The organism is Acaryochloris marina S15 (assembly GCF_018336915.1).
GTDB classification, from domain to species: Bacteria; Cyanobacteriota; Cyanobacteriia; order Thermosynechococcales; family Thermosynechococcaceae; genus Acaryochloris; species Acaryochloris marina_A.
Window position 1 is genome coordinate 5,078,705 of sequence record NZ_CP064923.1, and the last position, 20,797, is coordinate 5,099,501.

General features: G+C 47.8%; 18 protein-coding genes. 5 read left to right on the forward strand and 13 right to left on the reverse strand.

What is annotated here, in order from left to right:
* The first annotated feature begins 301 nt into the window (after positions 1-301).
* The gene (locus I1H34_RS23190; protein ID WP_212663258.1) at positions 302-2,251 is read left to right on the forward strand and encodes an adenosylcobalamin-dependent ribonucleoside-diphosphate reductase; all 1,950 of its coding nucleotides are present in this window, start codon (positions 302-304) and stop codon (positions 2,249-2,251) included.
* A 43-nt stretch (positions 2,252-2,294) separates the two neighbouring features.
* Positions 2,295-3,176: a TSCPD domain-containing protein gene (locus I1H34_RS23195; RefSeq protein ID WP_212663259.1), complete on the forward strand. Its 882-nt coding sequence runs from the start codon at positions 2,295-2,297 to the stop codon at positions 3,174-3,176.
* Here I1H34_RS23195 and I1H34_RS23200 read toward each other — a convergent pair.
* The 6 genes from I1H34_RS23200 to I1H34_RS23225 form a co-directional block, all read right to left on the reverse strand.
* Positions 3,173-3,988, reverse strand: coding sequence for an HAD family hydrolase (locus I1H34_RS23200; protein ID WP_212663260.1), 816 nt, complete (start codon positions 3,986-3,988; stop codon positions 3,173-3,175). The two genes, I1H34_RS23195 and I1H34_RS23200, sit on opposite strands and share 4 nt — an antisense overlap.
* Positions 3,989-4,092: 104 nt before the next feature.
* Positions 4,093-5,640: an FAD-dependent monooxygenase family protein gene (locus I1H34_RS23205; protein WP_212663261.1), complete on the reverse strand. Its 1,548-nt coding sequence runs from the start codon at positions 5,638-5,640 to the stop codon at positions 4,093-4,095.
* Positions 5,641-5,676: 36 nt separating this feature from the next.
* Positions 5,677-7,812 (reverse strand): ATP-binding protein, encoded by a 2,136-nt coding sequence (locus tag I1H34_RS23210; protein ID WP_212663262.1) that lies wholly within the window; start codon positions 7,810-7,812, stop codon positions 5,677-5,679.
* A 492-nt stretch (positions 7,813-8,304) separates the two neighbouring features.
* Complete coding sequence (locus tag I1H34_RS23215) at positions 8,305-8,847, reverse strand: IS630 family transposase (protein WP_212663263.1); 543 nt, start codon at positions 8,845-8,847, stop codon at positions 8,305-8,307.
* A 13-nt stretch (positions 8,848-8,860) separates the two neighbouring features.
* Complete coding sequence (locus I1H34_RS23220) at positions 8,861-9,364, reverse strand: helix-turn-helix domain-containing protein (protein ID WP_249369539.1); 504 nt, start codon at positions 9,362-9,364, stop codon at positions 8,861-8,863.
* Positions 9,365-9,534: 170 nt separating this feature from the next.
* Positions 9,535-10,011 (reverse strand): hypothetical protein, encoded by a 477-nt coding sequence (locus I1H34_RS23225; RefSeq protein WP_212663264.1) that lies wholly within the window; start codon positions 10,009-10,011, stop codon positions 9,535-9,537.
* Positions 10,012-10,151: 140 nt separating this feature from the next.
* Here I1H34_RS23225 and I1H34_RS23230 point away from each other — a divergent pair, with 140 nt between their 5' ends.
* The 3 genes from I1H34_RS23230 (at position 10,152) to I1H34_RS23240 (ending at position 14,796) form a co-directional block, all read left to right on the forward strand.
* Complete coding sequence (locus tag I1H34_RS23230) at positions 10,152-10,775, forward strand: MarR family winged helix-turn-helix transcriptional regulator (protein WP_212663265.1); 624 nt, start codon at positions 10,152-10,154, stop codon at positions 10,773-10,775.
* 181 nt (positions 10,776-10,956) lie between these two features.
* Complete coding sequence (locus tag I1H34_RS23235) at positions 10,957-11,349, forward strand: hypothetical protein (RefSeq protein WP_249369541.1); 393 nt, start codon at positions 10,957-10,959, stop codon at positions 11,347-11,349.
* Positions 11,350-11,574: 225 nt separating this feature from the next.
* Positions 11,575-14,796 carry a glycoside hydrolase family 15 protein gene (locus I1H34_RS23240; protein WP_212663267.1) on the forward strand — a complete coding sequence of 1,074 codons (3,222 nt, stop codon included), beginning with the start codon at positions 11,575-11,577 and terminating at the stop codon, positions 14,794-14,796.
* Positions 14,797-14,849: 53 nt separating this feature from the next.
* Here I1H34_RS23240 and I1H34_RS23245 read toward each other — a convergent pair whose 3' ends face one another.
* The 7 genes from I1H34_RS23245 to I1H34_RS23275 all read right to left on the reverse strand — a co-directional run bounded on the left by I1H34_RS23245 (position 14,850) and on the right by I1H34_RS23275 (position 20,790).
* Positions 14,850-15,683, reverse strand: coding sequence for a hypothetical protein (locus I1H34_RS23245; protein WP_212663268.1), 834 nt, complete (start codon positions 15,681-15,683; stop codon positions 14,850-14,852).
* A gap of 165 nt (positions 15,684-15,848) precedes the next feature.
* Positions 15,849-16,460: a class I SAM-dependent methyltransferase gene (locus I1H34_RS23250; protein ID WP_212663269.1), complete on the reverse strand. Its 612-nt coding sequence runs from the start codon at positions 16,458-16,460 to the stop codon at positions 15,849-15,851.
* Positions 16,461-16,477: 17 nt separating this feature from the next.
* A complete protein-coding gene (locus tag I1H34_RS23255) occupies positions 16,478-17,488 on the reverse strand; it encodes an NAD(P)H-binding protein (RefSeq protein ID WP_212663270.1) in 1,011 nt (336 codons plus the stop codon).
* Between the two features lie 156 nt (positions 17,489-17,644).
* Positions 17,645-18,889 carry an ISL3 family transposase gene (locus I1H34_RS23260; RefSeq protein WP_212663271.1) on the reverse strand — a complete coding sequence of 415 codons (1,245 nt, stop codon included), beginning with the start codon at positions 18,887-18,889 and terminating at the stop codon, positions 17,645-17,647.
* Between the two features lie 249 nt (positions 18,890-19,138).
* On the reverse strand, positions 19,139-19,603 hold the full coding sequence (locus I1H34_RS23265; RefSeq protein WP_212663272.1) for a hypothetical protein: 465 nt from the start codon (positions 19,601-19,603) through the stop codon (positions 19,139-19,141).
* A protein-coding gene (locus tag I1H34_RS23270; RefSeq protein ID WP_212662238.1) for an IS1 family transposase occupies positions 19,603-20,432 on the reverse strand; the annotation gives its coding sequence in 2 pieces (ribosomal slippage) (positions 19,603-20,088 and positions 20,091-20,432; 828 coding nt in all). Before I1H34_RS23270 ends, I1H34_RS23265 begins: the two co-directional genes overlap by 1 nt.
* A gap of 7 nt (positions 20,433-20,439) precedes the next feature.
* Positions 20,440-20,790 (reverse strand): hypothetical protein, encoded by a 351-nt coding sequence (locus I1H34_RS23275; protein ID WP_212663273.1) that lies wholly within the window; start codon positions 20,788-20,790, stop codon positions 20,440-20,442.
* Between the last annotated feature and the right edge of the window lie 7 nt (positions 20,791-20,797).

The window sequence follows — 20,797 nt, forward strand, 5'->3', positions numbered from 1 at the left end:
CCAGGATTAGGCACTCAGGCCATTGATCAATAGTGTAAGCTAGGCGGGCTTTACAGCCTTATTTTTGACAACTGAATGGCCTTAGCTAAAAATGTTTGCACTGAAGTGTCAGAAGAGCAAATAAGCATATATAGTGTTTATCTATGGTCAATGACCACACATATAGTGCTTATAGAAGATTATTTTGAACACGGCTAGCTAGCTACCCTGGATAAGCTGGATAGCCATGCAATACTTGGAAAACTAAATTCTATATAGTGCGAATTCATTCCGTCCTACTGACCTCAACGCTAGATCTGCTATGGTTGCCACTCAATTTTCAACAACTGAACTCAGTGAATCCCAAAAAGCGGTTTTACAGAAATACCTAATCGAAGACGAAGTGTCTTGGGAAGATGTAGTTCACCGAGTAGCAGCCTATGTTGCCAGCGCGGAATCTACCCCTGAGCAGCAACGCTATTGGCAAGAGAAATTCCTGTCGATTTTGCAACCCATGAAGTTTGTGCCCGGTGGGTCTATCTTGGCCAACAGTAACCATGGCACTCGCGGATTGTTGAATTGCTTTGTCCTCTCTACCGAAGATCATATTCACGACATCACCAAATTGGTCTCAGATGCAGTGTTAACCACCAAATTCAGAGGTGGGGTCGGAATCAATATCGGTGTAGAAGGGACAAAGGGATACATTCGACACAAAGGCGCACCCTTCCAAGATGGGAAAGCACTGGGTCCTTGCGCTGTCTTAGATATGGTGTCAGAGAATTCCAAAAAAATTACGACAGGCAATAAGGCTCGTAGGGGTGCATTTCTATTTTCCATGAACTGGAAACACCCTGATATTTGGGAATTCATTCAAGCTAAAACCCAGTCGACCATTGATGCCAATTTTGCCAAGTCAATGATTGAGCAATTAGCCCAAATTGCTCAACAGGATGGACTCTCTCAAAAAAATCAAGAGAAGCTCAAAGCCTTGCATAATGAGGTCGGCACGGCTTGGGTAGAAACCCATTTAAATCCAGAAGGGAAACGCGATCGCAGATGGCATAACGCCAATATTTCTGTCCAGCTTGACGATGAGTTCTTTGCCAAGCTCGATCAAGGCGATGAAGAAGCCAACAAGCTCTGGCAGACCATGGCCGAAAATGCCCATGCAACGGCAGACCCTGGCTTACTGCTCATCGACAATGCCAAGCGTCGCAGTCCTATTCGCGACTTTGTCACTTGCACGAATCCATGCGGAGAGATCTTCCTGCCGCCCAACTCTGCCTGTAACCTTGGCTCCCTGGTTCTAACAAAATTTGTCAGTCGCAATCAGGAGGGCAAGGTTGAAATTAATTGGGATGACTTAGCCGAAACGGTTAGAATCGCGATTCGCTTCCTCGACAACGTTCTGGATGTATCTGAATTTGCGACCCCAGATCAAAAGCATAATGTCCGTGATGTCTTTCGCCAGTTGGGCTTAGGCATTATGGGGTGGGCCGATTACTTGAAATTAGCTCGGATCCCCTATGATTCAGCCCAGCACCTCGCAGAAATTGATCGCTGGGGCAGTTTGATTGCGGATCATGCCTATCGAGCCTCGGAAGCAATCGCAGCCGAAAAAGGAGCTTGTGGTGTCTGGGATCAAATTAAAGACATCCCAACGGGTAATCCTTTCGAGCGGTGGGTGGATAGTGAAGGTAACTACCATAACGGCACAGAAGCCCACAATAGCAATCGCCAAGATTTGACCCAGGTGCCTCGCCGAAATTCTACGGTGCTATCGATCGCACCAACGGGAAGTATTGCTCAATTGGCAGCCTGTTCCTGGGCATTTGAACCTGACTTTGGATTGACCCTATGGAAGCAAGTGTTTGTTGATGCCTCTCAGAGCAAACAAAATTGGGTACAAATTCTCAATCCTTATTTAGATGAATTGGACCTACCGGAAGCAGATGCTGAAATTGTCAAACAAACAGGATCCCTTAACGATACCGACTATGGTAAACAGCATCCAGAGATTGCCCTTAGCTTCAAGATTGCCCGGGAAATTCCACCGGGCTGGCACATCCTAGTTCAGTCCAAATGGCAAAGCTGGATTGATTCTTCAATTTCTAAGACAATCAATCTCCCAGCCCATGCCACGGTAGATGAAATTAAGCAGATCTATCGGTTAGCAGCAAAAGCAGGGCTAAAAGGTGTCACCATCTATCGGTCCGGCACCTTAGATTCTGAACCCATTAAGGTCGGCAATAGCGAGAAAGACTCCTAGTCCCCATAATCTAGACCAGCAAGGCGCAGACGAAGGAAAAAGTATGACTCAAACAGATGATTTATTAGGCTTAATGGATAGCTTTCCAGATGCCTTTGAACAGGTGCAGTCTGCTACAGGAATGGCTGACATTGCAGCTAAAACTCCTGATGTTGACCCCGCATTGGCCCCTCAATTACAACAGCTAATTGCTGAATTTCCCAGTGCTTTTATGGATCCCGTGACCAATCTAGGTGGGGAAGATAGCCAGTCTGAACTGGTAAATGAAGATTCAGCCCTTGCAGAAACTGCCATTGAAGAAGCGGTGACTATTGCTGTGGATACCCCTCCAACGGCTACATCCGTTAATCCTCTGCCGTTGGCTCAGCCAGGAACCTATTCCCATGCACTCACACGGCAAATATCTACGATGACCTGGGGGCAGGTGGAGCTATACCTGACCTATGGGGATAGCGGATTACAATCGATGTGGGTCACTGTGGGCAAGTCAGGGACCGAGGTGCAGTCGCTTTGCGAAGCGATTGTACGTTTGATCAACCTATTACTTGCAAACCAAATCCCTATTCCTGACATTGCTCGCCAGATTCGCGGCATTCGAGGAGCAGATTCAGAAGGATTAGGTCCCAATCGCATCCTAGGATTAGCAGATTTAATCGGTAAGGTATTGCAGGAAGCTCCCGAAAGCTTAGCACCTACACAGCCCACAGACAGGCAAGAAGAAGCTGTACAAACCCTTGCCAATAATGGTAACGGCAGTAGCAATGGCACCCAAGTGGTTACCTTAATGCCCACAGACACGTGGACCACAATTGCCGACCATGATCATGAGGCTTCTATTTGCCCTGAGTGTGGAGCAGAACTCCATCAAGTAAATGGGTGTTCTGGAGGTGCCTGTGTTGTCTGTGGATACAGTAGCTGTAGCTAAGATTGAGATGCTACTGCCAGATTACAAATCAATTGAGTTGCAGTCGGCAAATTACTCTGGATGCTAGTCGGTCTCAGACTGCTTAGGAAGGCATAGTTACGCATCCCACAGGTCAACGCAACCGTTTTAATCTTCATGGCTTGGGCTGCCAACACATCTGCTTCCGTATCGCCAATCATCCAGATTTGTTGGTGATTGGTGAGTCCCATGGCATTAATTGCATCTTGGATTAAAGCTTGTTTGCAGACGGCATAGTTCTTGTAGGCAGCCTTAGCATCATCAGTCCCTCGAATCAACCGGAAGTAGCGTGTTAAATGGTGCTGATGCAATACTTGGTCGACTTGAGATTGACAGCGGAGAGTGACGACAGCCAGTTGTGCACCTTGATTCAGAAGCTGCTCTAGAGCTTCATGAACACCAGGCTGCAAGCGGTCCTCGTGCAGCAACAAAGGCTGATTCACGATAGCTTGAACCTGCTGCATAAAGAAATCGATATAGTTATCGGAGAGCCCAGACAAGTGGGCAATCTCGATATCCGGTCGCTTCGATTGCTTCATGCTCCAAAACTGATCAAGACTCAGGGGTATAAGTGATAAAGCTTCTCCTTGGGCCTGAATATACGCTTGGGTCTCTGCGAGGGCAAGCTGATAGGTTCTGTAATACCGTTGAGAGACATCAATCAGAGGACCATCCAGATCACAAAAGATGGTGAGTTGTGAAGCTATTGGAGATCCAGGCCAGTCATCTTGCACTACAGTTTGTGTGGCATCTAATGTTGATCTAGGAAGGGTAAAGGGTGGCACACCTGTCATGAGCAGGACTGACTAGGAATTAGTAACATATCTTTACTCGAATTTAACATTTTTTCACGGATGCGGTATAGGCAAATTGATCTTGTTTTTTTGTCAAGGTAAACTTACTCATAATCGTGCCCAGTCCCATAGGTCCATCCATCAAATCGACGTTGCCAATAGTATTGTTGTTTCGGACTGAGGGTTTGACTCCACTGCTTCAAGGCAGGGATCAGGCGATGCAGCTCGTTATATAGTCCCAAGCTCATGTAATGGGGCATCCACTTGAATAAAGCTCCTAAACCCACATGCCCCAAAATTTTAGGGGTCAGTTGCGGATGACGCAGTGAGATTTGTAACAAAGTTTGGGATAAAGCAGGGAACTGGACAATATCTTGGAGAAAAGGCTTGAGGACAGGGTCTCCGAGTTTCTCCATTTCCTGGAAAACGACCTTGAGAAGCTGATTGATTTGGTGGGGATTCAGATCGCGATCGGCGGGAGCCCGCATGGATTGCTGAAACAGCCAGGTTACAGATAGGTTCGGCTGATAGGGTTGCAATAGGTTGAGATCCTTTGTCTCTAGAGCATCGGCACTGAGGGCTTCATGGATGCCTGCATCGAGACGACGCAGATGCCGAATCATGGCTCCAAATCCACCAAAGCTGAGGGGCGATTGACTACCGCTACTGTCCCCCATTGGCATAATTCGGTCCCACGGGTACTGGAGCGGACTTTGTTCATAGCTGGGAAACATGCCAAATAAGGCCCGCAGGATTTTGACTTCTGCCAGATCAGTATCTTGGTACTCGGGAAGCCGTTCCAGGTAATGGTGAAACACATGCTCTAAACTGGGGCGCTGGGGATGGAGATCGGCATAGGTAAACATATAGGTCGTGCGGCCATCTCGGGCTGGAAAGGCTTCCCAAAAATACTGACACCGATCTTCAATAGGGGTGAAAGATACCAACAAATCCCCGGTTTCTCGGGCCGGTAATCCTTCCGCACAAGTGCCGACCACCAAGCAGACACCGGCAGGGGTTTGCCCTTGACGAGCCTGAGCTGCAACGGGAGAGAAATGCCCCATCACGTCCAGCATCAGTCGGGCCGTTAGGGTCGTGTCTGTTTGAATCGCAACCCCATCGGGGTGAACCACAACATGGGAGAAGGCAGTCTGTTCTTGTAGATGACCTCCAGCTTCTAGAAATCGGGCTTTCAGTGTGTCCAATAAAAAGACGGGGTCAATCCCAACGTTGAGGACATCTTGAACCCAAACAGCAGGTCCCCCCATAAACTGAATACGATTGGGATTAAATTCACTGGCGATAGCGACTTCCAGTTGCGCTTCGGTCAGCAGCTCTAGCTCCACTAAAACCGACAGCTCAGCTCTGGAAATATTCCATTCCTGTTCGCGTCCCTTGAGAATGCCTCGCTCTAGAATTAAGACTCGCCAACCTCGTAAAGCCAGGGTGGTGCCAATCATGACGCCTAAGGTGCCGCCACAAATCACGACATCCCAGTCCACAGCGCCTAGACGGTCAGGACTTTCTTGGACGACAGTGGGAACCTGGGCAGGAGGACCTTGGCGCAGTTGACTCCAGCGACGATCGGCCTGTTGCAAATTGGCCAAAAATGGCGCGGGTAGGGTTGCTAGTAAATCAGCAGTCGAGGGCATTCAGGAAACACCAAGAGACATCTATTTTGAAGATACCTAATTGGCACCGGTAGCGGGGGGGAGAGACGATTTGTAGGGTAACTTGACGATAAAGGTGGTGGTTCCCTGACGACTAGACACAGAAATTTCACCTTCGAGCTGTTCAATCAGCTTTTGGACGAGGGCTAGTCCTAAGCCTGTTCCCCCTTGTTTCCAGGGGTCAGCGTTGGGGACTCGATAAAACTTATCGAAAATCCGCGGTAGCTCCTGCTCCGGAATTTCAGCTTCATTGGTCACCTGCAGACGCAACATCGGCTTAGGGAATTCCAGATACTGCAGGGTAAGGGACACTTCACCGCTTTGTGGAGTGTATTTGCAGGCATTATTTAATAGCTCTGCCAAAATTCGATCCAGGCTGATGCGATCGGAATGGAAGGTGGGGATGCTTTGGTCGCAGTTTATCCGCAGGTTGAGTTCCCGATCTTTAATCCGTGATTGAAAAGGTTCTAGGGCACGGGGCAGCCACACCTGAATTTTGATCGGTTCGGACTTATATTGATTGCCACCTGCTTCGAGGCGCTGTAGATCTAGTAAGTCGTTGATGAGTTCTGTTTCTCGACTACATTCGGCATCCAGAATTTTGATGTAGCGGCGCTGCCGAGGCTCGAGGGGGAACTGGCTGAGCATGTGAATCGCCATTTTGATATTGGACATAGGCGTCCGCAATTCATGGGAAACGGTACTCAAGAAATCGTCTTTGAGGCTGTTTAAGCGTTCTAACTCTCGCATTTTCTGCTGGAGTTGAGCGGTGCGCTCTTCGACTTGATGGGCCAGATTGGTGTTCAGATCTTGGACATGTTGGTGGAGTTGGGCTTGATGAATTGCGATCGCACATTGATCCGCAATCGTTTTCACCAATCCTCGTTCATCGGCATTCCACGTTCGAGTATCTAGAGGAAGACCATCCTCAGCGGCCTCCTGGCAATGGTAAAGACTAATACTACCTAAATAGTTTTGTAAGTATTGCAGAGGAGAAATGAGCAGGGTCTGAATATTGCATTGCTCACAAATAGCAATCAGTTCTAGATCGAGGTCATTGGTATCTGCGAAAACAACCTGTTGTCCTTGAGCTAAGGTCTCTTGGGAATGTCGCAAAAACAGCTCATTGGCTTGAATGAGCTCCTGATGCCCAATAGCAGTATCACTCACATAATGATCCGCTAATTCGCCATCTGAATTCATCTGAACAATCAGACAGTGGCTAGCTCCCAGTGCCTCCGTCAACAGGCCCACAGTAATTTGCAATACTTCAGCGGTGACCATCGTCCCCCGCATCGCTTGGACAATGCGATTGATAATGGATTCTCGCTGAGCCGTATGTCGAAGTTTCTCCTCTGCCCGCTTACGCTCAGTGATATCAGTGACGTAACTGCGGACAAGGTCGCTTTCGACAATGTAGTGGATGGATTGTTCATAAATATTTTGATCCATTTCCACTTCCCGGACAAAGAAGTTACTTCTGGAAGAATGCTCCGTTTGCAACATCTTCAACAGTCCCTGCAACATGGGGTGTGCGACCCCTTCTTTAGAAATATCAGGAAACTGCATGACCGCAGCAGGATTGAGATAGGTGACCGTCCCCTGCAAGTCCATTTCTAGAATGGGACTAGGCGTTAACTCGGGGAAAGAGGCCATCCGCACTAAAGAGGCTTCGCTCATGTTCTGTAAGTCAGCGTCATCCGGGACCAAAGTTTGGAAAGGATTGACAGACTGAGACAGAATCATCGATAGATCTGTGGCCTCACAGAACTTATCGAAATCGGCATCTGACAGATTGGAAACGACAAAGTATTTAGTTTTGACATCACCCCCAAAAATGACCACATCACCATGTTTGAGGTCATGGGAGAACAGGCGACGACCGTTCACTATCAAGCCGTTTGTACTGCGCTTCCCTTGCAAGTCACCGTCAATAATTCGGAAGAGAAAATTAGAGGTTTCAGGGGCGGTTACCCGCAGCAAAATCGCATGTTGGCGAGACACCATTTTGGAGTGCAACACAATCGAATTGGTAACATCTCGACCAATCGAGTAGGTGGCAGCTTCTAAGGAAATGGTTCGACGCCCTTCGGCATCATCAATGATGAATAGATGTCTGAAACGTTGTCTTTGATCCTGCTCAAGGTTACTCACGATTCGGGCTGTCAGTCGCGGTAGGGTGAATGGTTAAAAGAGAGATGACTGTAGTATGCCTCTATTGCTTGCTGAATTACACCTGTTGACTATTGTGTCATGGAGGTCAAACATTTCTCTCTGAAGGGATAGTTTGGTTATTCTGCTATTATTTGCCCCTTTACCTTAGCTTCGCAATAGTACAGCGATTTTCCCAAGCATACCTCGACTCTAACCTAACCCCAATAGGAATAATGTCTGTATCTCAGTGAATCTGATGCAACAACACGCCCCTCGCCTGCATTGTTGATAACAAGACCAAGGTATTGATATTTCCAAGTCGTCCAAACGACCGATCGGTTCCTTGATATTTTTATAAAAATCCTACGTTCCATCAAAGCGACAGGGATTATGCCATTAGCTGCAGAACTAGTTATCCGAATATCTGGTGAAGAAAGCGACTATCAAAATCATACCAAATCCGACTTATTAACCCCTGAAATATCTCATCGGTCAAACTGGCCACCAATGGTAGTAAGTGAGAGCTTTAATGTCTGATTGCATGGTCATTAAAGTTCGACAGCGCTCCTCGAGCACATCTTCGAGAGCATCGAGGGTCTCAAAGCATCGATTGGCGATTGGTTCATCCGCTAGCCGCCACAATCGTTCAGCGGGCTGTAGTTCTGGAGAATAGGGAGGTAAAACCTTCAGATGAATGCCTTTAGGTACCACCAGATTTTTACAGGTATGCCATCCTGCACCATCTAGAACGAGAAGAATCTGTTTGTGCTGTCCCGCTCCAACTTGCTGAGCAAAGCTTTGCAGGGCTTGATTAAACCATTCTCCATTCACCCGAGGCAGAATGAACCATTCAGTGTCGCCTGTTGCGGGGTGAACGAATCCATAAAGATAGGCCCATTCGTAGCGATGGTCCACCTCAGCAATCGGACGCTGACCTACAGGTGCCCAGATCTTTCGAATGATGGGTTTAAGGCCTAAGCGGTGTTCATCAAAAGACCACACTTCGACTTGAGCATCAGGATAGCGTCGCTCCAATTCTGCTTTGCACTCAGGCAGTTTTTTTAAAGGCGGCTTGTGCCTCTGGGTCGCCTTTACGATGATGAGGACGTGGGCATTGAAGGGACTGCTCCAATCGCTTGAGATAGTCCCAACCTCGTTGGGGCCAAACCTTCTCAACTCCTGTCATTTGGGCGATGACCTGTGCTACTTTTGGCCCGTTCCATAGACCACCGTCGGCAGGTGGGGTTTGGAGACGAGTCGACAATTGTGCACATTGGTCTTGAGTCAGGAGACTGCGAGATTGGTAAGGTCGTTTATCTTTGCGTCGGTTGCGTAATCCATTAGCTCCATTGCGGTTATACTCTCTAACAATTTCTCGGGCGTAATCGTAGTTGAGACCGACCACTTGGGCTGCTTGAGTTAGCTTTGTTTGCTCACTGACGAGCCACAGCAGATGCCAGCGGCGCGATTCTACTGGGTCTTGGCTGGCCCGATAATGAGACTTCAGCTCCTCAGGCGAAAAATGAGGTTCGAGATACAGTTTTCTTGGCATTCTCTAATTATGAATTATATCGGAGTTATATAAATCGGATTTGGTATCAGATGGGTCAACGGCAATTGCAATATGGCCACCGCAAACAAAGAACCAGTCGTTACGCGTGTACGGCTGGTTCTCTTATCTATCCCCGCCCCCTCAAACTGGATGCGGGGCTGCAATAGGCTTTAAGTGGCAGCTGAGGCTGTTTCATGGGCTCCAACAGCAAGAACTAGGCAAAGTGCAGCAACCGTTTTTTGCCATTCGAGACGTACGTTATCTTCTTCCACGCCATCAAAAGCTGACACCAAACGAGGAATGGAGCGTTGCAACGCTTTCTCTGGGATAGGGCCATGAAGTTCCACGAGGTGTGTCAGACTTTCCTGATTATTTAGAAATGCCACAACCCACTTGGTTGCATGATCAGGACTATCAGGCACCTTATCAACCCCTAACTCTTGCTTGAGCCAATCGTAAAAAGGAGGGAGCTGCTTGGCTAAGACCTGTCCAGCCGTTGGCAAGGTCTCACGAAGCAATCCTGCATTTAAGCTTCCCAATAATTCAGTTACAGCGGGTAGGGCCAAAAAGTCTGTCAGTTCTAGCGGGAGAAGACTATCGATGGTTGGAGCATCAAGCTGAAGGTATTGTTGAAAAGTGGCTTGCATTATATTTAGGACTCCTAAATTTAGGACTCCTAAATATTAACTATGGACGATAATTCTGTCAAAGAAATCTCATCGCAGTTCTCTCGCAAGCGTTTTAGAATTTAAGAGTGTTCGATTGCTGCAAGGAGGTGAAGGTATCTATGTCAAAGGCTTCACATGATGCAACAGATCCCCCCCTACGCCAACGGTTGGGCATAGGGCTAGAGAAAATTAGTATGGTGCTCAAGAGTCAGGCATGGCATGATGCGAACCTGCAAGGACTAACGCCTACACAAGGCAAGATCCTGACACTATTGCGAGATCGTCAACCGGTTGGCATTCGGCTGTCGGAGGTTGCTGATGTCTTGGAGGTTACTTCTCCCACTGCAAGTGATGCAGTAGCGGTTTTAAGCAAAAAGGGCTTGGTCGATAAACAACGCTCGAAAGAAGATGCCAGAGCCATCTCGATTACTTTATCCGCCAAGGGCATTCAGCAAGCAGAACAAGTGATGGGGTGGTCTGATTTTTTGCTTTCTGCTATTGATGACCTGACTGAGTTTGAACAAGAGATCTTTCTCAAAGGGCTAATCAAGATTATCCGTAGGTTGCAAGCGGAAGGCTATATCACTGTTTCACGGATGTGCTTGACCTGTCAGTTCTTCCATCCCAATCAGTATCCAGACAGTCAACATCCCCATCACTGCGGTTTTGTAGATGCTCCCTTTGGTGATAAAGATTTACGCATTGATTGTCCTGACCAGTTACCGGAAGATATAGAAATTTGAAGGTCAGGTTTTAGGGTTTATAAAGGTGGGGAATAAGATAGGCAGACCGCTGCATTGGCCTGCATTTTCTCTGCAAGCCTGGGTAAAGGCTGGTGAGGAATTCAGATAGTCTCCTGGTAAAATCAGGGCATTACTCTCAAGCAGATAAATAATGTGTATTGGCTGTTATTCCGTGCCGCTTATGGCATTGGTGTTACCTGAGCTGGAAGACTTCTCAGGGACAACCGTTCCTTTGAGAGGTCCGTCTCAAGCAATGCCGGTTCAGTCCAAATTAAGTACATCTCAGGTCCGAGCTGAGATTGCCCAGATAACTCAGGTCCTACCAGACTCCCCATACATTGGCGTGCTTCGAGACGCATTTAACGCCATGCATCAACGGCTAGAGAGGGTAACTAGTATGGGTGAGGCCAATATGATTGTGGGTGAAGGAATCCTAAATATTGCGAAGCAGTTGGAAACTAATCCTAATATTGATCGCGCCATCAAAATTTTAGATCCGAATCAGGCCCCTGAAGCGGAAAGGCCAGCGGATCAACCTGGACTGCTCGAACCAAATGCCTGGGGTTGGCTCTAAATAGCAACTGATGGGTGCAGCCTGCTCTAAACCATTGGTTTATTGAACCGTCTCTGCAAATTGATAGAGCTACCCGCTCTTTGCCACGGATTGAGCGGCAAATCTTTTGGGTATAAAGACAGTATTTTATTTCGGTAAAGTGTAGCACTTCATATCAATGGGAATCCTAAAAAAACCGTTGTCAATTCACCTCTAGAATTAGCAATTTTTTAGGCTGCATCACCCATGGATATGACTTCTTCTCAGTCTGATCGGCTGGATAATTATTACCGACAACTCAATGCCATGATTTTATCGCGGCAGCATCCGGTTAGTGGTTTGTTGCCTGCGAGCACGGCTGTCAACATTCATGGAGACTATACGGATGCCTGGGTGCGCGACAACGTCTATAGCATTCTGGCGGTTTGGGGATTGGCCTTGGCCTACCGCAAAGATCAGTCGGATCCAGCCCGGACCTTGTTACTAGAGAAAAGTGTTGTCCGGCTGATGCGGGGGTTGTTGCGAGCGATGATGCGGCAGGCCCATAAAGTGGAGACTTTTAAACATACTCAAGCGCCCCTAGATGCCCTCCATGCTAAGTACGATACCCCGACGGGTGATGTCGTTGTAGATGATGATGCCTGGGGACATTTACAAATTGATGCCACCTCTTTGTTTTTGTTGATGATGGCCCAGATGACTGCTTCGGGTCTTCTGATTGTCTACAGTTTGGATGAAGTTAATTTTGTTCAAAATCTGGTTTATTACATTTCCCGCGCTTACCGGACGCCAGACTATGGGATTTGGGAACGGGGCAACAAAATTAATACGGGGACTGCAGAGATTAATGCTAGTTCTGTGGGCATGGCTAAGGCAGCCCTGGAGGCGATGAATGGCCTGAATATTATGGGTGAGCAGGGTGGACCTGGTGCAGTCATCCATGTGATGGCGGATGAGATTGCCCGCACAGAAATGAAGTTGGCGGCCCTATTGCCCCGAGAATCTAAGTCGAAAGAGGTGGATGCTGCGGTTTTGAGCGTGATTGGGTTTCCGGCGTTTGCGGTGTGCGATCGCACCCTCGTAGACCGCACCCGAGCCAAAATTATCGATAAATTGCAAGGACGATACGGCTGTAAACGCTTTTTGCGAGATGGTCATCAAACCGTTCTCGAAGACCATATCCGTCTGCACTATGAAACCTGGGAACTGAAGCAGTTTGAAGATATTGAAAGCGAATGGCCGCTATTTTTCACCTATTTATTTTTAGATAGCCTGTTCCAAGGGGATGCCACTCAAGCGACCTTCTACAGAACACGACTGCAAGATTTAGGCGTAGAGCAAGAGGGTTGGTCACTGCTGCCTGAGCTGTACATTGTGCCGGAAGACCGGATAGAAGCCGAAAAAGCTGAGCCCCATAGTCAAGATCGAGTACCCAATCAAAATATCCCTCTAGTCTGGGCGCAGAGTTTATACCTATTGGGACAACTCGTCGATGAAGGGTTGATTACTTTGGATGATATCGACCCTCTGGGCCGTCATCATCAGCCCCAAATCCTAAAGATGGGAACTGAAACCCTGCAAGTGGCTTTACTAGCTGAAGACCCAGCTTTGCAGGCAACATTGACTGCAGCAGGGATAACCACGGAAACCTTAGAAGAGATTGCCCCGCTACAAGTTCGACCAGCCCATGATTTGACCGATATTTACCATCAGTTGGGTCAGAATCCTAAGCTAGGGCTCTCGGGAAGACCGCATAAACGGATGCGGACTTTAATGACCTCCCATCTCTATCGGATTGCAGGGGAAAACATTGTCTTTTTGCCTTCTTTTATTGATAACCGGGAATTTTATCTGACGTTAGACATTCACTTCCTGATCTCGCAACTTCACAGTGAATTGGCTTATTTACAGCGCTATTGGATCGCTGACCAACCGCCAACGCTGACGCTTTTACTCACTCATCGCATGATCAAAATGGGACAGGCCCCATTGATTGAACTGTTGCAATCTTTGTCGTCAGGGGAGTCACAGATTTCGGCACAGGTTCAGGTGGGAGTATTAAGCGACTTTATAAACCGTAGTGCTGTCATTGATGTTGTGGGACTAGAACAGACGACACCTTCTCCCTCAAAGGATTATGGCGATCAGGCCCCTACCCATTATCTATCCTTTAATACAGAGCACTGTCATCCCCTGACTCATCTGCAGGAACAGACATTGGAATGGAATCAGGACATTGATACATTACTGAGTACCCTCAAACAGTCAGAGAATTTATATGAGCAGGTAGAAGTGCTGCACCTCCTGATTCATCAGCGTTCGCTAGATGACGAGATGGGTTGGGAGCAGGAACAATCGGTAACATTGCGCATTCTGTTGACCGAGGTCTATCTCAATGCCGCCCAAGCAGAGCATTGGTCAATTGTTCGGCGAGCAGCAGGTCTATTACACATGGTGGACATTAGCTTGTCCGATGCTGTGACTAATCTACTGACCCATCAGAAACAGATCCTGGTAGGACGGTCCTACACTGAGCATTCTTTAATCAACACGCCTATACCCGCACAAGCAATTGTGGCCCGAATCAATGAATTTTGTCGGGAAGATGAACGCGATCGGGTGCTTACACAGGAGATTTTGATCTATCTCGATCTGTTGATTAAATCAGAACCGCTGTTGGTGAAAGGTTTACTGACCCTTAGAATTGGCTATCTGATTTTGCTCCTCACCAGTGAGATTGCTCGGGAGCAGCAGGTTACCCACGATGAGGCCTATGAGCGGCTGACCCAACTGAGCCCCTACGATTTGAAATCTCGCTTACGCCAGGTTCTATCTGCCTATGATCAGGTGCATAAGAGTTTGCATCAACAAGAATCGTTGCACATTGTCTGCTGTGGAGGTGAGGTGAATTGGGGACTGACTCAGCCTGTCTCTCAGGTGGATGCTGCCGAGCCAGAAAATTGGCTGGTGAAGCGCCAGGTTGAAGGGTCTCTCAATCGGGTGCCCCGAGAGTTTTACATCAAAGTCTGGCGACTCTTGAAACATACCCACGGTATTATCATTGGCGAAAAGTTGGATCGTCGGAACCGTCTCGATAGTGAGCATCTGCTGGCAGAGATGACGGAAGGGGAAACCAATTTTGCTCTGATGATTGAGCATCTGCTCAATAAGATTCCAGCTCCAGAATATCGACAGCTCAATGTGGAAGCGTTGCTGGAGCTAGCCGATGTGGTGGAGGCGAATCCCGATCTGCAGTTTGATGATCATGTGGTTTTGGATGTGATTATTGGCCATGCGGTGCGGCTGGCCTGGTGGGATACCCATCCTGAGCGGGTGGCTTCCTATGATGAGGATAAAGCGAAGGCTTGGCAAGCGTTCTACAAAATGCCTTCCCAACTAAGTGGCCCCTATGTGGTGATGGCTCTCCGTTTTTTAGTGGAAGTGAGTCAGCCTGCAATGGCAGTGTAGGGAGTGACTGACTCTCATCTAATGGTGGTCATGAAGCTCAAGAAAGCTCATTCTTATGAGGATTCCACCTTGGCTCCTGTGTGACGTAGTTTCTGGAAGCGGCGAATCAAATATGCGGCAAGGACAAAGAACGGTGCCCAGGCAATGAAAAAGAGAAAAAATGCTGGCGAAAATGGACCTGGCTGATTGCCCACATATGCTGTGGTCGAGAGATCATCGCCATTAACCAGGATGGCGATGGCGGGTCCAAATCCCTGCAAAGCCCCCCACCAACTATATCCTGCCAAGCAGCTCATCCCAAAACGATGTCGTGCCACATCTGCCTCACGGTTATTCATCGAGGGAGAAGGGGGTTGTGCCATGACGAACACAATCAGGATAAATGTCCAGATCATCCACAAGGCACCTGTCCACGGATTGAGTCGCAAGGTGATGATGGCGGTGAGGGATAGTCCGGTGCCGACCAACAAACTAGGGACTACTGAAGCGGCTTGCTCCCTTGACTGCCGACCAAATATACGAGGTGGGGTCACCTCTCGGAGCATGTAAAGAACACAGACCCCCACAAACATGAAACCCAAACGAGCGGGATAAGTCGCAGGCATGGTATACCCCGCATATTTCATATGGTTTTCTTCCACGAAAAAACCGAGTCGGACAATATCAAGGGCAATACCTGTTAACGCTATGGTAGCCATCGACCAGGCAAAAAATCGTCCAGAGCGCAGGTGTAATTTACTGCCTTTGCGAGCTAGGAAAGCCACCATGGCAGAGATAGGGGCCATCACTGCAGGAATGATGTGAAGTAGCAGAACGATCAAGAACAGCGAGTTGGCTAAGGCACTCCCGTAAATGACAGGCTTATGCAGCAAAAACGTTGATCCCACCTTTTAACTCCACGCTATTTGGGAATGAAGCATTCTTGGCAATTTTACTTGCCCATAATCCCAGATGCCCCCTGTCCAACAGCTATTAAGTGGTCGGTATATAGACTCTTTTTAGGCTGTACTTTCAACTGTATACAATGCCTGAAATCTTTGGACAGGAGGATTTTAATTATCGAGAAAATCCTCAAAGGACTGACTACTCAGCCCCAAATCTTCAAATGTTGCTAATTCCCTCCGAGTCAGGGGATAAGGCATTTGACCCGGTGGATCTGTTTCTTCACGACCTCTCGCAATCACTAAGAGTTGGCCCAGTGGGGCTATTAAGGTACTGATTTTTGAGATGGCAACAGAGCGTAACGCTGGGGGAAAGACTTGTAAGGTATAGGATTCTAAAACAAAGTCAAGTCCTTGAGACCCAATAGCTGGAGGGTTTAGCACATCTGCAACTTGGTAGGATGCCGGTGAATTGGGGAAGCGTTGGTTACACTGTGCGATCGCATCTGGCGAAACATCAAAAGCCACAACATCAAACCCCAACTCCGCCAAAAACTCAGCATCATCTCCATAGCCACAACCGACTACCAGAGCCGTTTTGCCTACCCCCTTTAATTCCTGGGCAATGCTCCAATCGACTAAGTTTGGATTGGGGGCCAAATCAGCCCAAGGCACAGCAGCATAATCATTCCCAGCTTCAGCATAGAGAGCTTCAAACCATCCTTTGGCATCGGCACGGGCCAGAAACTCTGATGCCAATTGTTGGGCACGGTGACGAAACATAATGGGCAACAATTAGCTTAGAATACGGCGAAGTCACCCCGTTCAGCGGCTTCGCTGCCGTCAACAAGGCGCTGATAATACTCAAATAGAGTATCTGTGCCTGTTTCAGGGGTTGCATCAGCATCGTAAAGCCCCGTCTCGGTATCTAGCACCAACATCGATTCTGTGGCATAGTAATGTCCGATGCGTGCTAACTCAGCTTTGACAACCAAACTCGGCACAATCTTGGCAACCCCGCCCATCAACGTCGCTGCCCCACTCAAGATTCCAGGCGGTACGCTTTTGAAGCGAGGTGGGCAGTCCAGCAGTTTAAACAGGTATTCTCCTTGTTCTAAAGGCGTAAGAGCAGGTCCAGGCCCGCCGATCGGCAGAATTTTGTTTTGCAGTGAAGCGTCTTCTAGACAATCCACAATGTAGGCTGCTAAATCTGGATCACTGATCGGTTTGCAAGCGGTCAATTTACCATCACCAAACAGATAAAACGGCTTCCCGTTCTGAATCTTGGCCACCTGCCCAGCTAGGGATTTGAAGTAGGCGGTGGGTCGGACAATGGAATAGATTAGCCCGGATTCTCTCAGGGCTTTTTCAAAGGCAAGCTTGGCATGTTGAAACGCAAGGCGCGGCTTTTGCACACAGATGGCTGACAACAGCACTATCTGCTTCACCTCAGATTCTTTCGCCAAGGAGAGAACGTCCATATGGGCTTGATAGTCAATGGCCCAGGTGTCATCTGGCTCTCCTGTCCGTGAGGCCAAGCAGGATACCACTCCATAGAACGGTTGATTACGGAAAACTTGCTCAGCAAGGAACTTAGGATCTTTGACATCGCCGAAGCATACCTCAGCACCTTGTAGAAGCTGGGCAGTTTTTTCTTGGGTTAATTGCCCGCCAACCCCCGCCTGTTGTCGAGAAATACAAACAACTTTGTAACCGCGCTTCACCAACGCGGCAACGGTGGCTCGCCCAATCGTACCTGTGCCGCCTAATACCAAAATGCGACGTGTCTCTGAAGTGCTAGCGTCAGTCATAGGTAATCAATGCTGTTTTGCAGGACTATATTCGTAGCCTACCAGTTACTAGCTTCTAACCAATAGTTTCACTGATGAGGACAGAAAACTAAAACACAAAACGAATAGATTTTGGGGCTCTCTGGGAATTAGCGTGGTAGCCGCTAGATATAGTGTTTAGGTCAAGGCAAAAGTCTGATACCCATTGAGGTCAAGCGAAATCCTTTGGAAGAGCCTTTCAATATCGAAAATACCGTAGCATCGTCTTTTTAGGACCTTAACTCGGTTGTTAAATCCTTCGACAAAGCCACTGGTCCATCCCTCCAGAAAATAGTTGGTCATCTCATCCATCCAATTGTTGACAGTGGTCAGGAAACTCTCAAAATCCTTGATGTCACTTTTGAGGACTCGTTTACACCAAGCCCGGATGGCACATTTAGCTCCGTTTTTGGTGTACCTACCCTCAAATATCTGTGTCAATTCCTCTCGGAGTTTGTAGGCCTGCTTCATCTCAGGAGAATAAGCAAACACTCGCTCAAGCAACTGTTGTTCTGACTCCTGGAGATTCTCAGGCCGTTTTCGAAAGGCCCACATCGCACCTTTGATACTGTCATAGTCTTGCTTAGGGAGTTCTTGGCGTAGACGTTTGACCTCCCGTTTACGAACCGTATCGGCACAATTACGATAGGCTTTGGCCACATGAAAGCGGTCAATGACAACTTTTGTTTGAGGGAGTTGTTCACGGACTGCACTGACAAATCCTTGATACATATCAGTACAAACCCGCTCAATGGTTTGGCGTAAATGAAGGGGAATCGATTGAAGGAAATTTGCAACGGTCTGTTGTTTACGGTCAGCCAGAACTGCCAATATGTCGACTCCGCCTGTGGTAGGAATCGTGATCAAAACTACAAAATCACGGTGGCCTCTTTTCAGAGAAATCTCATCAATCCCGATGACTTGGAGGTCTAAATATTCGCTCCAGTCAACTTGACAGGCAATCCAGCGATCAATGGTGCCACTGACGACATCCTCACTAACGCCTAGTTTCCTAGCAACATCTGAGACCGTTGAGTTGATCAGGATACGCAGAAGCCAATGCTCATAAGCTTTGGTATTGGGACTACGAGGTTCATGCCATTCTAAGCGTTGAGTTGTTGTGGGATGGTCATCGCAATACCCGCATCGATAGCGCTTGGGCCGAATTTCTAAATACACTGGTACTTCGAACAATGGCAAGTGACGAATTCGAAGAGCCTGATCATGGCAGTGAAGGTCAGTAATCTCATGTCCACATTTGTGGCAGGTTGTTCCTTGCAGAGTACTCTCAATTTTGATCAGCCAATCCCCTCGTTCCGTCTTCGATAGCTCTAGAACTTGAACATCGGGAAGGTTGAGGGGAATGCGAATTGAGTTATCCATGACACTCTCGTTCTGAAGTACCTCCTCAGATCATTCCATAGGAGATGACTAAGGAATAAACACTATATGTAGGGTGTCACCACGCTAATTACCGGAGAGCCGATTTTGGTTAAGTCTGCGATCGGTCAATTAATTATGAAGGGGAATGCTGTGAGACATGTTGAGAAGGAAGTGCCTGAGCTGCTTGATAGGACGCTATCACTAGAGCTATTATTCCCAACTAGAAGAAGGCAATCGCAAAGGCATTTGTTATCCAACACCACCCGCAATGATCATCTCTTTCACACGACCTTGATCAATCCAAATGAAAAAGCCCCCGTAGTACTTAATCAAACCACCGACATGATGATCTTCAGATACATATATGGGTGACTGGCCATTGTACACTTCATCTCTAGCCCCCTCTCCACATATCCCATGACTTGAGAGTTCAGTTATCCTTGGACCACACATCCTACCGTCACCATAGAGTTCAAGAAACGTTTGTTTTGAATCACCAATCTTAAGCCCAAGCTTCGTTTGCAGTTGTGAAGGTGACTTTATAGAAATGTCATAAACACGTTGGGGACTGTCTTGAGTATCAGAGACCATGAGTAAGGCAATACCCTGTTGAGGGTATTCCCAATATTGTGCATAGCGAAAAGTAGGCCCTCCCCCCCAGAACTGCTTTTTGCCTTTACTTTTTGGGGGACCTAGAAATGCAAGGTCGTGCATCAAACAATTGTGGGGTAGGTGAGTATGTCATCCCAATGCCAAGCTCGCGAGGCTAGATCAGCACGTTGTGCCGCCGTTGTTTTAAGCCGACTGTGTGTCCAAATCCAATTGAAATAGCTGACCACTAATCGAGCAGTGACTTTGGTTTGCGCCCACACTTTGCCAAATTTGTTCTGGCGTCGATGCCATCGACCACTGTGCTGCCGAATAATGCCATTGGTGCGTTCGAGTCGTTGAGTTCTGTCCTTGCCAATGTAATGGTCAATCTCCCAAGGCAACACTCTTTCGTACCCCCCCCAATCGTCGCTATTCCAGTCCTTGCAATCGGTCTTACCTTCAGTGCTAGTCACCAGTTCATTCAATAATGAATCGGTGTGCTTGCCCACACGACACGAGAGGATCACGCCGCTTGTGTTTGCCAAGGTAATCGCCATCCAACAATCACCCATCTCTAGCTCATGGGGAAGACAGTGTTTTTGCTTTTTTTCACAAAGGACCACATTTCATCTGCACTGACATCCTCCGTTTCAACGGCTTGCACTTGGCCATTATGGAGTTGCTGAGATCGTTGGCTAGCAGCTCTTACTAGAGAGACTACAGTGTTGTAAGCTAGGCCACTGGTCCGAGTGATACCTCGAAGACTACTCCCTTCTGCATGGGCTTGGAGGACTTGTCGGACCTGCTCTGGACTCACCTGACGACGATAGTAAAGGGTATCAAAGCGTTCAGTAAAGGTCTGCTGGCACTCAGGACAACGGTATCGTTGAAGCATGTTGGGCATCTTGCCATGCTTGTGTGCTTTGGAATGACCGCATAGTGGGCATTGCATGGGTAGGTTAGAAGCTGAGCTGAGCCTCTAGTATACTCAACCCACAATTACTTGAGGCACGACCAAATGCAACAACATCAGCTGCAGAAGAACCTTTTTCGAGCTTTCCAAAAGCCTCAGAGAAGTTTGGGGTAACAATACCCAAAGACTCGGTTTCTCCACGTGCCCTGTCATCTTCCGTAACCAAAGGTGCTTGGATAGTGTTTATCAATGCTGGCTGGGCTGGACTTGTATGTTCAACTGATTGAGCAATGCCATCAGATAGCAAACTAGTATTTGCACAAACAACAACCCCGACATAAGCAAGTTTTACCCAGATCTTATGCAAATAGCTCAACTGCAATAATAAATTTGTCATCGTGTTT

What these genes read in the sequence shown, in the direction of transcription:
- I1H34_RS23200 (WP_212663260.1), bottom strand. Translation starts at nt 3,988, where the DNA reads ATGACAGGTGTGCCACCCTTTACCCTTCCTAGATCAACATTAGATGCC.
- I1H34_RS23250 (WP_212663269.1), bottom strand. Translation starts at nt 16,460, where the DNA reads ATGTTTCGTCACCGTGCCCAACAATTGGCATCAGAGTTTCTGGCCCGT.
- I1H34_RS23205 (WP_212663261.1), bottom strand. Translation starts at nt 5,640, where the DNA reads ATGCCCTCGACTGCTGATTTACTAGCAACCCTACCCGCGCCATTTTTG.
- I1H34_RS23220 (WP_249369539.1), bottom strand. Translation starts at nt 9,364, where the DNA reads ATGCCAAGAAAACTGTATCTCGAACCTCATTTTTCGCCTGAGGAGCTG.
- I1H34_RS23275 (WP_212663273.1), bottom strand. Translation starts at nt 20,790, where the DNA reads ATGACAAATTTATTATTGCAGTTGAGCTATTTGCATAAGATCTGGGTA.
- I1H34_RS23240 (WP_212663267.1), top strand. Translation starts at nt 11,575, where the DNA reads ATGGATATGACTTCTTCTCAGTCTGATCGGCTGGATAATTATTACCGA.
- I1H34_RS23235 (WP_249369541.1), top strand. Translation starts at nt 10,957, where the DNA reads ATGGCATTGGTGTTACCTGAGCTGGAAGACTTCTCAGGGACAACCGTT.
- I1H34_RS23190 (WP_212663258.1), top strand. Translation starts at nt 302, where the DNA reads ATGGTTGCCACTCAATTTTCAACAACTGAACTCAGTGAATCCCAAAAA.
- I1H34_RS23255 (WP_212663270.1), bottom strand. Translation starts at nt 17,488, where the DNA reads ATGACTGACGCTAGCACTTCAGAGACACGTCGCATTTTGGTATTAGGC.
- I1H34_RS23195 (WP_212663259.1), top strand. Translation starts at nt 2,295, where the DNA reads ATGACTCAAACAGATGATTTATTAGGCTTAATGGATAGCTTTCCAGAT.
- I1H34_RS23225 (WP_212663264.1), bottom strand. Translation starts at nt 10,011, where the DNA reads ATGCAAGCCACTTTTCAACAATACCTTCAGCTTGATGCTCCAACCATC.
- I1H34_RS23265 (WP_212663272.1), bottom strand. Translation starts at nt 19,603, where the DNA reads ATGCACGACCTTGCATTTCTAGGTCCCCCAAAAAGTAAAGGCAAAAAG.
- I1H34_RS23260 (WP_212663271.1), bottom strand. Translation starts at nt 18,889, where the DNA reads ATGGATAACTCAATTCGCATTCCCCTCAACCTTCCCGATGTTCAAGTT.
- I1H34_RS23230 (WP_212663265.1), top strand. Translation starts at nt 10,152, where the DNA reads ATGTCAAAGGCTTCACATGATGCAACAGATCCCCCCCTACGCCAACGG.